An 11,313-nucleotide genomic window follows, 5' to 3' on the forward strand; every position below is an offset into this window, starting at 1 on the left:
TACTCGTAAACGTAATTATGTTTATAGGAGGAAAAAGATGGGCAAATTTACGGTTTTGAATCATCCGTTAATTCAACACAAGTTAACAATTATTAGGCGTAAGGAGACAAGTTCCAACGAGTTTCGGCGGATAGTCGGTGAAATCGGAGGACTGATGACTTATGAAATTACCAGAGATTTGCCGCTAAAAGATGTTGAAATTGAAACACCGATTGGCAAGACCACACAAAAAGAAATTGCCGGCAAAAAATTGACTATTGTGCCAATTTTACGTGCCGGTATTGGTATGCTTAATGGTGTTATGGAAATGATTCCTTCGGCTAAAGTTGGAGTAATTGGCATGTACCGGGATGAAGAAACCCTTACGCCACATGAATACTTCTGTAAAATGCCAAAAGATGTTGCCGAACGCGAATGTTTGGTAGTTGATCCAATGCTTGCTACTGGTGGTTCAGCTAATATGGCGATTGGTGCGCTTAAAAAGCGTGGCGTCAAAGTTATCAAACTGGCTGTACTGGTAGCTGCTCCTGAAGGTGTCAAGGCTATTCAAAAAGAAAATCCGGACGTTGATATCTATGCTGCCGCAGAAGACGAAAAATTGCTGCCAAACGGCTATATTACGCCAGGTTTGGGAGATGCAGGCGACAGATTATTTGGTACTAAATAACTGTTTTTAGGTAAATTAATTGCAAAATACGCTTACATTTTTCACAAAATTATTGAATGGTGTTAATATTGTATGAGTGTTCGATAATTTGGGCACGAGAAGGGAGGTCACGAAGAATTGGAGCAATCATTTGTTTTTAAATTTCTGGGTTTGACATTTGATCTTTCTGGGATCATCGGCTCAACTTTAATGGCAGCTGTAGTACTGTTTGTCTGCATTTGGTTATCACGAAAAGTTGAGATGAAACCGAATAAAAAGCAAAATATCATGGAATATTTGATAGACTTCACTGATGGTATTGTTAAAGACAATGTCAGTGATGTTGATGCGCGAAAGCACCTTTCGCTTTATGCTTTTGTTCTGTTCATCTACATTTGGTTCATGAACCAGTTGGGCCTCTTCTTAGAGGTTAAAGCGGGGGACAATATTTTTGTTAAATCTCCCACAGCAGATCCGGTGACGACAATGTCATTTGCAATGATGACCTTGCTTCTTTCATTTACATTCGGAATGCAAAAATTCGGTACTGGTGGCTACTGGCGTAATTATGCCGAACCTGTTAGTTTCCTGTTCCCCATTAATATGATTGAAGAGGTCACTAACTTCTTGACATTATCTTTGCGTTTATATGGTAATATCTACGCAGGTGAAGTGTTATTAACTTTAATAGGTAATAGCTTTGCTCCTAGCTTTGGTGTTATCACTTTGGTTTTAGCAGCACCGTTAGCTATGATCTGGCAAGGATTCTCTGTCTTCATTGGCTCTATCCAGGCATATGTTTTCGTAACTTTATCCATGGTCTATGTCGGAAAAAAGGTTACAAAAGAATAATTTTTTGGAGGTTTAAACATGTCACAAGCTTTTAAATATATCTCAGCAGCTATCGTAGCTGGTATCGCTGCTTTAGCAGCTTCTTGGGGTAACGGTAAAGTTATTACTAAGACAGTTGAGAGCATGGCTCGTCAACCAGAAAGCGCTGGTAACTTAAGATCAACAATGTTCATTGGTGTTGGTCTGATTGAAGCCGTTCCTATTTTGGCGATTGTTGTTGCTTTCCTGATTCTCTTCGTTTAATTTTATTTAAAATAATTTAGGTAAAAGAGAGAAGGGCAGTAAATGACATTTCAAATTTTATTTGCAGCCTCAGCAGGTCACATTTACCTTGGAAATACTCTTTGGTATTTAATTGTTTTCGCAATTTTGCTTATTTTGGTTAAACATTATGCCTGGGGACCTGTTTCCGACATGATGGAAAAAAGACGCCAAAAGGTAATTAGTGATCTTGATTCAGCTGCAGACAATCGCAAAAAGGCCGAGGTTTTGGCTAATGAGCGTGAAGCTGCCTTGAAGAACTCAAGACAAGAAGCAACGCAAATTCTGACTGACGCAAAGGCAAGTGCTGAGAAAACCAGTACGCAAATTGTGGCAGAAGCAAATGATAATGCGGCTTCTATTCATGAAAAAGCAAAAGCTGATGCTGCTCAGGCAAAAGCTGATGCCTTAGATGAAGCTCGTGCACAAGTTGCAGATATTTCTGTAACGATTGCGGAAAAAGTGATTTCTAAGAATTTATCTGCTGATGACCAAAAAGATTTGGTCGATCAATTTATTAAGGGGCTGAATAAATAATGGCCTTAAGTAAAGCAGAAATTGCTGCACGCTATGGTACTGCACTATTTGATTATGCAGAGGATATGGATGCCTTGGAGTCAGTTCATACTGATTTGCAGGAGCTGGCAGAAGCTATCTCGGATTATCCGCAGATTTTGCAAGCTTTTAGCGATCCAATTTTTAACAGTGCTGAAAAAGCGAAATCGCTTTCTGCGATTGAGCAAGGTCTGACTAAAGAAGTTCAAAATTTTTTGAATTTACTGCTAGACTATGACCATTTTTTGGAATTGCCGGAAATAATAAAATGTTTCAATGACTTATATAACCAAAGTCAAAAGATCGAAACTGGTGTTGCTGTTTCAGCAGTGCCGCTAGATCAAGAACAATTGCAAAAATTAGGTGCTGGTTACGCCCAAAAATATAATTTGCAAAAAGTCATTCTCACTAATGTGGTTGACCAAAATATTATTGGCGGCGTAATTTTAAAAGTTGGCGATTGCGTAATCGATGGGTCAGTCAAAAATAAACTGCAAAAGATTCGTGCGCAGTTAATTAATAAAAATTAAAAGAGGTGAAACCATTGAGCATAAAAGCAGAAGAGATTAGCTCTTTAATCAAACAGCAGCTTGAACACTATGATGATAAGCTCGACATTAATGAAGTCGGAGTTGTTACTTACATAGGTGATGGTATCGCCCGGGCTCACGGATTGAACAATGTTTTGGCCAACGAGCTATTGGAATTTGACAATGGTTCTTATGGTATTGCACAAAACCTTGAATCAAATGATGTTGGTATCATTATTTTGGGCAATTTTGATGATATTCGTGAAGGTGACCAAGTCAAAAGAACCGGTGAAATTATGCGTGTGCCGGTTGGAGATGCACTAATTGGTCGCGTTGTTAACCCACTAGGTCAGCCGGTTGATGGACTTGGCGAAATAAAAACGTCAAAGACTCGTCCAATCGAGGCTTCGGCACCGGGTGTTATGGAACGCCAGTCAGTTAATCAGCCGCTGCAAACGGGTATCAAAGCCATTGATGCTTTGGTGCCAATCGGTCGCGGTCAACGTGAGTTAATTATTGGCGACCGTAAAACTGGTAAAACAAGTTTGGCAATTGATACAATTTTGAGTCAAAAAGGACAAGACGTTATTTGTATTTATGTCTTTATTGGTCAAAAGGAATCAACTGTCAGATCTCAAGTAGAAACATTAAAACGCTTTGGCGCAATGGATTATACAATTGTTGTCGAAGCCGGACCAAGTGAGCCGGCACCTATGCTGTATATAGCACCATATGCCGGAACAGCTATGGGCGAAGAATTCATGTACAATGGCAAGGATGTCTTGGTGGTCTTTGATGACCTGTCCAAACAAGCCGTTGCTTACCGTGAACTTTCTTTGCTTCTCCGTCGTCCGCCTGGTCGTGAAGCTTATCCTGGTGATGTCTTCTATCTGCACTCTCGTTTACTAGAACGTAGTGCAAAATTGAGTGATAAACTTGGTGGCGGCTCAATGACTGCTATTCCGTTTATTCAAACTGAAGCGGGAGATATTTCGGCATATATTCCAACTAACGTAATTTCAATTACTGACGGACAAATTTTCCTGCAAAGTGATTTGTTCTTCGCTGGTACTCGTCCGGCTATTGATGCTGGTAATTCAGTTTCTCGTGTTGGTGGTAGTGCTCAGATTAAGGCTATGAAGAAAGTTGCTGGTACGCTTCGTACGGACTTGGCAGCTTATCATGAACTTGAAAGCTTTGCTCAATTTGGCAGTGATTTGGATCAGGCAACTCAAGCCAAACTGAATCGTGGTCGAAGAGTCGTTGAAGTTTTGAAACAGCCTTTACATACGCCAATTGCGGTTGAAAAGCAAGTTGTCATTCTTTACGCTTTAACTCATGGCTATCTTGATTCTGTTCCAGTTGATGATATAGCCAAGTTTGAAAAAGAGTTATACGACAACTTCGATACTAATCACGCAGATTTACTAGAACATATTCGTAAGACTGGTGACCTGCCAGATGAAAAGAAATTGCAGGAAGCAATTTCTAAATTTGCGGATAGTTTTTCACCAAGTAATAAATAGGAGGTAGTTATATGCCTGCATCTTTACTTGCGTTGAAGAAAAAAATAGCTTCAGTTAAGCAAACTGGTAAAATTACAGAAGCCATGAGAATGGTTTCGGCATCGAAATTAAACCAAACAGAAAAACGGGATAAAGGTTACACGATTTACAATGATCATGTGCGGCAAACTTTATCACGTTTGATGAGTGCTGAGGTAGTCAATCACTTGCGTAAAGAGCATGTAGCAATCGACGAAGACAGCATTGGCAAGATTGATTATGAAAATGTCTTTGGTTTAGGGATTGTTTCTGATATGGTTCAGGCACGTAAAAAGATCAATTCTACCGGTTATTTGGTTATTACCGGTGATCGTGGTCTAGTCGGATCATATAACAGTGCCGTCATTAAAAACATGATGGGTCTGTTTGAGGATTCAAAAGTTGAACATAAAGACGTTAAAGTCTTAGCCGTTGGTTCGGTTGGTGCAGACTTTTTCAAGAAAAACAATCTCAATGTCGTGTATGAAAATGATAGCATTAGCGATGTACCAACATTCGATGAAGTTTTGCCTATTGTTTCAACTGCGATCAAAATGTATTTAAACGGAGTTTATGATGAGCTGTATGTTTGTTACACCCACCACATTAACTCGTTATCATCTGCATTTCGGGTTGAAAAAATGCTGCCGATCGTTGACATTGATATTGGTGTCAAAGAAGCTGAAGCTCATAAAGACTTAGAATACGATATCGAACCTGATGTTAATGCCGTTTTAACGACACTAATTCCTCAATATGCCCGTTCTACAATATACGGAGCTATTCTGGATGCAAAAACTGCAGAACATGCCAGTTCAATGACTGCAATGCAGAGTGCTACGGACAACGTTGATGATTTGGTTTCGAGTTTAACTACTAAATTAAACCGTGCAAGACAAGCAGAAATCACTACTGAAATTACTGAAATTGTCAGTGGTGCTAATGCTTTGAAATAATTAAGAAAAGGAGGTAGATGTTTTGAGTGAAGGTGAAGTTGTTCAAGTAATCGGCCCAGTTGTCGATGTCAGATTTCCGCTTGACAAAAATCTGCCTGATATTGACAATGCTTTGCGCGTCGTTAAGTCGGACGATGAATCTGTTGTTCTTGAAGTTACCTTGGAACTTGGCGATGGCGTTTTAAGAACAATTGCCATGGAATCTACCAATGGTCTTAGACGGGGCATGAAAGTTGAAGACACAGGTGGACCTATTTCTGTACCTGTTGGTAATGATACTTTAGGTCGCGTCTTCAATGTTTTAGGTCAGCCTATTGATAATGGTCCTAAATTTGACAAAGATCATGCTCGTGACAGCATTCATAAGAATGCTCCTAAATATGATGAGTTGACTACAAGTCAAGAAATTCTTGAAACTGGTATTAAAGTTATTGATTTGCTTGAACCTTATGTTCGAGGCGGAAAAGTTGGATTGTTCGGTGGTGCCGGTGTTGGCAAGACCACGATCATTCAGGAATTAATCCACAACATTGCCCAAGAACATGGTGGTATTTCTGTCTTTACCGGTGTCGGTGAAAGAACACGTGAAGGTAATGACCTTTACTTTGAAATGAAAGCATCTGGCGTTTTAAGCAAAACAGCCATGGTCTTTGGTCAAATGAATGAGCCGCCTGGTGCCAGAATGCGAGTAGCATTGACTGGACTTACTTTAGCTGAATACTTCAGAGACGTTGAAGGCCAGGACGTGTTGCTCTTTATTGATAACATTTTCCGGTTTACTCAGGCTGGTTCCGAAGTTTCCGCTCTGTTAGGACGTATGCCTAGTGCCGTTGGTTATCAGCCAACTTTAGCTACTGAAATGGGGCAGCTGCAGGAAAGAATTACTTCAACTAAGAAGGGATCTATTACTTCGATTCAGGCGGTTTATGTGCCGGCCGATGACTATACTGACCCGGCTCCAGCTACTACTTTTGCTCACCTTGACGCTACTACCAACTTGGAACGTAGCTTAGTTGAGCAAGGTATTTACCCGGCTGTTGACCCGTTGCAGTCAACTTCGAGTGCTTTGGACCCAGAAATTGTCGGTCAAGAACATTATGAAGTGGCAACAGGTGTACAGCACATTTTGCAACGTTACCACGAATTGCAAGATATCATTTCCGTTTTGGGAATGGATGAGTTGTCTGACGAGGAAAAGGTCATTGTTAGCCGTGCTCGTAAAGTACAGTTTTTCTTATCACAAAACTTCTTTGTGGCAGAGCAATTTACAGGTGTGCCTGGTTCTTATGTTCCGATTAAGGAAACAATTAAAGGCTTTAAGATGATTTTGGATGGTCACTTAGATGATCTTCCTGAAGATGCATTCCGTAGTGTAGGCCGAATTGAAGATGTTTTAAAGAAGGCTGAGCAAATGGGTGTAACTCCTAGTGATCCAGAAGCTAAAGCATTATTAGAAAAGTAAGGTGATGTCAAATGGCAGATCCAGAAAAACTTTTTATGGTAAATGTTGTAACTCCAGATGGACTGATTTTTTCTCACCACTCCAGTATTGTGGAAATGCGGGCAATTGACGGTCAACGTTCAGTGATGTACAATCACTTGCCGATATTGACCCCTTTGGCAATTGGTGAGATTAAGGTCAAAAGAAGCCGCGAAATGAACAATATTGTCAATCACATTGCTGTTAGCGGTGGCTACTTTGAATTTTCTAATAATGTAGCTACGATTATTGCTGACAGTGCTGAACGAGCAGGCAATATTGATGTATCTCGGGCTAAAGCAGCTAGAGAACGTGCACAAAATGCACTGAAAAAAGCTCAAGCTGCTCACGATCAGCGATCACTTGAGAGGGCACAGGTTGCACTAAGAAGAGCCGTCAATCGAATAAGTGTTTACAATTCAGACAAATAGAACTAAAGTTTTAAGCGGATGCACTGCTTTGTGCGTCCGCTTTTATTGTGACTTAAGAAAAGCGAGAAAGAATATGTTTCAACTTGGCGTTCACGCCCTAATTAGTATAGTAATTTATTTAATTACAATCGGTTTGTCTTTTCAAATTATGAAAAGCGTCCGTATTGAAAAAATAATACGTAAAAACAGGATCTTCGAAGCACAGCTGCTGCTGATTTTTGCTGCGATTGCTCTAGGTTTTCTTGTTGGTAATTTTTTCATCACATTAATTGATACTTCTTTGCAATTAAGTAATTTCTTTTAAGACTTGGTAAAGCGGAGAAAGTCGCAAACAAACTTGAAATCTTTATGGTAAAATATACATTGAATATGATGGAGGATTATCGTGGCAAGAGATATAGGAATAGATTTAGGGACAGCAAATGTGCTCATTAATGTTTCCGGCAAGGGAATTGTCTTAAATGAGCCATCAGTTGTTGCCGTTAATACAAGTACAAATAAAGTGGTAGCTGTCGGAACAGAAGCATACAAGATGGTAGGGAGAACTCCGGGCAATATCCGCGTAATTCGTCCTTTAAAAAATGGTGTTATTGCTGATTTTGATATTACCGAAGCAATGCTTTCTTACTTTATTGAAAAGCTGAACGTCAAGGGCTTTATGTCCAAGCCAAATATTTTGATTTGTGCTCCTACTGGAGTAACATCAATTGAACAGAAAGCGATTATTCAGGCTGCTGAAAAATCTGGTGGTGGGAAAGTCTACCTTGATTTTGAGCCTAAAGTTGCTGCTGTTGGTGCTGGTCTTGATATTTTTAAACCTCAAGGCAACATCGTAATCGATATTGGCGGTGGTACTACTGATATTGCTGTTTTGTCAATGGGTGAAATTGTTACCAGTCAATCACTGCGCTATGCCGGTGATCATATGAACCAGGCTGTTGTTTCTTATATCAAAAATAAGCATAACTTGCTGATTGGTTCTCGTACCGCTGAACAAATTAAAATTGAAATTGGTAGTGCTTTTGAACCAGATAAGGATGAAACAATCACTGTTCGCGGACGTGATGTCGTTGATGGTTTGCCAAAACAGGCTACTGTGACTGCACCCGAAATTCAGGAAGCACTTCACGATGGCTTGATGACGATTATTGCGGCTACTAAAGAAGTTTTAGAAAAAACACCGCCTGAGCTTTCCGCGGATATTATTGATCGCGGCATCATGCTGACTGGTGGTGGGGCGCTTTTGAAAAATATTGACAAGCTGATTTCATATTACCTTAAAGTGCCGGTACTTACAGCTGATCATCCACTTGAAGCGGTAGCACTTGGTACTGGAATTTTGCTCAAGAATATTGAAAAGCATCAGCGCCACTAATTTTTGGAGGCTCGATTTGCGAAAAATACTGATTTATTTAGTTAAAATTTACCAGAGATTCATTTCTCCGGCTTTACCAAAATCTTGCCGTTATTATCCGACTTGCTCAACTTATATGGTTGATGCATTAACCAAATTTGGGCCATTTTTAGGACTAATAATGGGGATTTGCCGGATATTGCGTTGCAATCCTTTTGTGCGCGGTGGAGTTGATCCTGTACCAGATAAATTTACTATTTTTCGAAATCCTCATCCAGAACGATATGAAGATGAAATTATAGCGAAAAAGTTTCATCCAAATATAAAGTAGGAGAATTTATGTCAAAAAAACCAGAAAATATTAACGTTGAAATCAATGAAATCAAGGGTAAAGAAAACCCTACCTGGGAAGTTGTAATTCCTCAGAAAAAATCTATTGGTGTAATTGAAAAAATTGCAGGTCGTTATCGGGCTACAACTGGCAAAACCAATAGCATCTTGTATGCAAAAAGCTTAGAAAGCAGCATTAATGATTTGCTTTCATACTTTGCTTTACATGAAAAATAATAGGTTGTGATAATTAATGGTCAAAGTACAAAATAAAACCAATCTTTTTGATCGAATTGCCTGGAATATTGTTGTCCCTGTGCTATTGCTGGCAGCAGTGGGTCTTTATTCCATTTATTTTGCGGCAATTGATGATCCCAGTCACATGGGCAGCCCGGTAAGAGCTGTGGCAATGCAGGGACTTTGGTATATTATTTCAGTGGCCATCGTTGTTTTTGTAATTCAGTTTGATGCTGAGCAACTATACAGGATTGCGCCATATGTTTATGGGCTGGGCATCTTGCTCTTGATTGCGGTTTTGTTCTTTTACAATCGCAGCATTGCAGCAGATGCCGGCGCCAAAAGCTGGTTTAAGCTGGGGCCAATTTCTTTTCAGCCATCAGAGGTCATGAAACCCGCTTTTATACTGATGCTGGCGCGGGTCGTGCGCGAGCATAATGACAAGTTTGCCCATACTATCAAAAATGATTGGGTTTTAATTGGCAAAATGCTGGCTTGGCTTTTACCGATTGCCATTCTGTTAAAATTGCAAAATGACTTCGGTACGATGCTGGTCTTTATTGCAATCGTAGGGGGCGTTGTATTAGTTTCCGGTATTTCTTGGAAAATTATTGCACCGATGTTTGCGGCAGTTTTTGTCTTGGGAGTCGTGGTCATTTACATGGTTACCACGCCCGGAGGACAATCAATTTTAAGTCACTTTTTCCAGCCATATCAGTTCAGACGTATTATGTCATGGCTGAATCCATCTACTGATACTTCTAAAGCTGCCTATCAATTGTGGCAAAGTATGCAGTCAATTGGGTCTGGCCAAATTTTTGGCAATGGCTTTGGCAAACTGAGTGTTTACGTACCAGTGCGGGGCTCTGACATGGTTTATTCAGTAATTGGTGAATCATTTGGCTTTGTTGGTAGTGTAGCCGTCATTTTGCTTTACTTATACTTGATCGTGCAGATGGTACGCATTACATTTGATACTAAGAACGCATTTTATTCTTATGTCTCAACCGGTGTAATTATGATGATACTTTTCCATGTGTTTGAAAACATAGGCATGAGTATTGATCTTTTGCCACTTACAGGTATTCCATTGCCTTTTATTTCCCAGGGTGGTTCAGCCCTGATTGGAAATATGATTGGTATTGGGATGATTTTGTCCATGAAGTTTCATAATAAAGACTACATGTTCAGCCAAGCGGGCGATTTCTAAAAATTTAATAGACACAAAAAAAGCATTTCATTTCTGAAATGCTTTTTTTTACTTGGTTAAGTTTTCGTTTGAGCGACAGACTAAGACGTCACAATCAGCAGTTCTGGTAACATATTCTGTCACGCTGCCGATTAATATGCGCTCAACAGCGTTCAGGCCTGTAGCTCCTAATATGATTAAATCAATTTGGTGCTTTTTAGGAAACTGGTGGGCAATAATTGCCTTGGGAGCTCCAAATTCAATAGAATAGTGAACCTCCTTTACGCCAGCTTCCGTAGCTTGCTTGTAGTAATTCTGCAATTTTTCCTTAGCGTCATTTGATACTTGCTCAACCATCTCTGAATCAAAGCTGGAGACATTTTGGAAAGATCTGGTATCAATGACATGCAGAATTTCCAATGCAGCATCGTTCCGTTTAGCAGCAGCGATAGCTTTTTTAAAAGCTAAGTTGGCTTCCTTGGAGCCATCAACTGCGACTTGAATACGGTGATATTGTTTCATCATTTAAAACACCTCTCTTACCACTATTTTACCAAATTTCTGGGCAATTAATCATCCTTTTGATTAAGTATAAGACTAAAAATTAAAATAGTGATGCTGCTAAGAGCTAAGGTAATTAAATTCAGATACTTATTCGCCTGAAATACTAAAATCAAACCTAGCAAAGTTTCTAAAAGCAAGATGACTGCAGTCCATGACATGATAGAGCTGAAATTAGAAATGTTCTTACTATTATAAATCAAAAAATGACTGTGACGGTTATGCCATAAATAAAAGGCAGTCAAAAGTAGTATTGCTAGATATATTATGATAACAACTTTTATAGCCATAAAATCTCCAAACAAAAAACGGTCCACAGACCGTTTCCTAATATTCTCAAGAAATCCGAGTCATCGAAACATAGCAAAACAATGCTTGTTGAACCCG

The 11,313-nt window shown here is 39.6% G+C and carries 16 protein-coding genes; 14 read left to right on the plus strand and 2 right to left on the minus strand.

The features are described from left to right. The first annotated feature begins 37 nt into the window (after positions 1-37). From upp to DKL58_RS04050, 14 genes are all read left to right on the plus strand, one after another. Positions 38-667, plus strand: coding sequence for a uracil phosphoribosyltransferase (upp, locus tag DKL58_RS03985; RefSeq protein WP_109586188.1), 630 nt, complete (start codon positions 38-40; stop codon positions 665-667). A 117-nt stretch (positions 668-784) separates the two neighbouring features. Beyond that, positions 785-1,498 (plus strand): F0F1 ATP synthase subunit A, encoded by a 714-nt coding sequence (gene atpB / locus DKL58_RS03990; RefSeq protein WP_034981202.1) that lies wholly within the window; start codon positions 785-787, stop codon positions 1,496-1,498. 18 nt (positions 1,499-1,516) lie between these two features. Further along, entirely contained in the window at positions 1,517-1,741 is a 225-nt protein-coding gene (gene atpE / locus DKL58_RS03995; RefSeq protein ID WP_034981200.1) for a F0F1 ATP synthase subunit C, read from the plus strand. Positions 1,742-1,783: 42 nt separating this feature from the next. Beyond that, on the plus strand, positions 1,784-2,296 hold the full coding sequence (gene atpF, locus DKL58_RS04000) for a F0F1 ATP synthase subunit B (protein ID WP_034981197.1): 513 nt from the start codon (positions 1,784-1,786) through the stop codon (positions 2,294-2,296). Beyond that, positions 2,296-2,844, plus strand: a complete 549-nt coding sequence (gene atpH, locus DKL58_RS04005) for an ATP synthase F1 subunit delta (RefSeq protein WP_109586189.1) — start codon at positions 2,296-2,298, stop codon at positions 2,842-2,844. The genes atpF and atpH overlap by 1 nt, the downstream gene beginning before the upstream one ends. Before the next feature lie 14 nt (positions 2,845-2,858). Next, positions 2,859-4,370, plus strand: coding sequence for a F0F1 ATP synthase subunit alpha (atpA, locus tag DKL58_RS04010; RefSeq protein WP_109586190.1), 1,512 nt, complete (start codon positions 2,859-2,861; stop codon positions 4,368-4,370). Positions 4,371-4,381: 11 nt separating this feature from the next. After that, entirely contained in the window at positions 4,382-5,344 is a 963-nt protein-coding gene (locus DKL58_RS04015; RefSeq protein ID WP_034981191.1) for a F0F1 ATP synthase subunit gamma, read from the plus strand. Positions 5,345-5,366: 22 nt separating this feature from the next. After that, positions 5,367-6,806: a F0F1 ATP synthase subunit beta gene (gene atpD, locus DKL58_RS04020; RefSeq protein WP_109586191.1), complete on the plus strand. Its 1,440-nt coding sequence runs from the start codon at positions 5,367-5,369 to the stop codon at positions 6,804-6,806. A gap of 11 nt (positions 6,807-6,817) precedes the next feature. After that, positions 6,818-7,255 carry a F0F1 ATP synthase subunit epsilon gene (locus DKL58_RS04025; RefSeq protein ID WP_034981186.1) on the plus strand — a complete coding sequence of 146 codons (438 nt, stop codon included), beginning with the start codon at positions 6,818-6,820 and terminating at the stop codon, positions 7,253-7,255. A 73-nt stretch (positions 7,256-7,328) separates the two neighbouring features. Next, positions 7,329-7,559, plus strand: a complete 231-nt coding sequence (locus DKL58_RS04030; protein WP_034981184.1) for a DUF1146 family protein — start codon at positions 7,329-7,331, stop codon at positions 7,557-7,559. An 81-nt stretch (positions 7,560-7,640) separates the two neighbouring features. Continuing rightward, complete coding sequence (mreB, locus tag DKL58_RS04035) at positions 7,641-8,630, plus strand: rod shape-determining protein (RefSeq protein WP_109586192.1); 990 nt, start codon at positions 7,641-7,643, stop codon at positions 8,628-8,630. Positions 8,631-8,646: 16 nt separating this feature from the next. Beyond that, positions 8,647-8,940 (plus strand): membrane protein insertion efficiency factor YidD, encoded by a 294-nt coding sequence (gene yidD / locus DKL58_RS04040; RefSeq protein WP_034981179.1) that lies wholly within the window; start codon positions 8,647-8,649, stop codon positions 8,938-8,940. Between the two features lie 8 nt (positions 8,941-8,948). After that, on the plus strand, positions 8,949-9,176 hold the full coding sequence (locus tag DKL58_RS04045) for a DUF2969 domain-containing protein (RefSeq protein ID WP_034981177.1): 228 nt from the start codon (positions 8,949-8,951) through the stop codon (positions 9,174-9,176). Between the two features lie 16 nt (positions 9,177-9,192). Then, the gene (locus tag DKL58_RS04050; protein ID WP_109586193.1) at positions 9,193-10,386 is read left to right on the plus strand and encodes an FtsW/RodA/SpoVE family cell cycle protein; all 1,194 of its coding nucleotides are present in this window, start codon (positions 9,193-9,195) and stop codon (positions 10,384-10,386) included. Positions 10,387-10,434: 48 nt separating this feature from the next. On the opposite strand, the gene DKL58_RS04055 is transcribed toward DKL58_RS04050, so the two are convergent. Together DKL58_RS04055 and DKL58_RS04060 are read right to left on the minus strand one after the other, a co-directional pair. Next, a complete protein-coding gene (locus tag DKL58_RS04055) occupies positions 10,435-10,890 on the minus strand; it encodes a universal stress protein (RefSeq protein ID WP_109586194.1) in 456 nt (151 codons plus the stop codon). Positions 10,891-10,934: 44 nt separating this feature from the next. Next, positions 10,935-11,216, minus strand: coding sequence for a hypothetical protein (locus DKL58_RS04060; RefSeq protein ID WP_109586195.1), 282 nt, complete (start codon positions 11,214-11,216; stop codon positions 10,935-10,937). Positions 11,217-11,313: the final 97 nt, after the last annotated feature.

This window comes from Lactobacillus kullabergensis (assembly GCF_003151025.1).
GTDB classification, from domain to species: Bacteria; Bacillota; Bacilli; order Lactobacillales; family Lactobacillaceae; genus Lactobacillus; species Lactobacillus kullabergensis.

Excerpts from the sequence above, each read along its gene's own strand:
- upp (WP_109586188.1), top strand. The coding sequence starts at position 38 with ATGGGCAAATTTACGGTTTTGAATCATCCGTTAATTCAACACAAGTTA.
- atpE (WP_034981200.1), top strand. The coding sequence starts at position 1,517 with ATGTCACAAGCTTTTAAATATATCTCAGCAGCTATCGTAGCTGGTATC.
- atpF (WP_034981197.1), top strand. The coding sequence starts at position 1,784 with ATGACATTTCAAATTTTATTTGCAGCCTCAGCAGGTCACATTTACCTT.
- atpH (WP_109586189.1), top strand. The coding sequence starts at position 2,296 with ATGGCCTTAAGTAAAGCAGAAATTGCTGCACGCTATGGTACTGCACTA.
- DKL58_RS04015 (WP_034981191.1), top strand. The coding sequence starts at position 4,382 with ATGCCTGCATCTTTACTTGCGTTGAAGAAAAAAATAGCTTCAGTTAAG.
- DKL58_RS04025 (WP_034981186.1), top strand. The coding sequence starts at position 6,818 with ATGGCAGATCCAGAAAAACTTTTTATGGTAAATGTTGTAACTCCAGAT.
- DKL58_RS04030 (WP_034981184.1), top strand. The coding sequence starts at position 7,329 with ATGTTTCAACTTGGCGTTCACGCCCTAATTAGTATAGTAATTTATTTA.
- DKL58_RS04045 (WP_034981177.1), top strand. The coding sequence starts at position 8,949 with ATGTCAAAAAAACCAGAAAATATTAACGTTGAAATCAATGAAATCAAG.
- DKL58_RS04050 (WP_109586193.1), top strand. The coding sequence starts at position 9,193 with ATGGTCAAAGTACAAAATAAAACCAATCTTTTTGATCGAATTGCCTGG.
- DKL58_RS04055 (WP_109586194.1), bottom strand. The coding sequence starts at position 10,890 with ATGATGAAACAATATCACCGTATTCAAGTCGCAGTTGATGGCTCCAAG.
- DKL58_RS04060 (WP_109586195.1), bottom strand. The coding sequence starts at position 11,216 with ATGGCTATAAAAGTTGTTATCATAATATATCTAGCAATACTACTTTTG.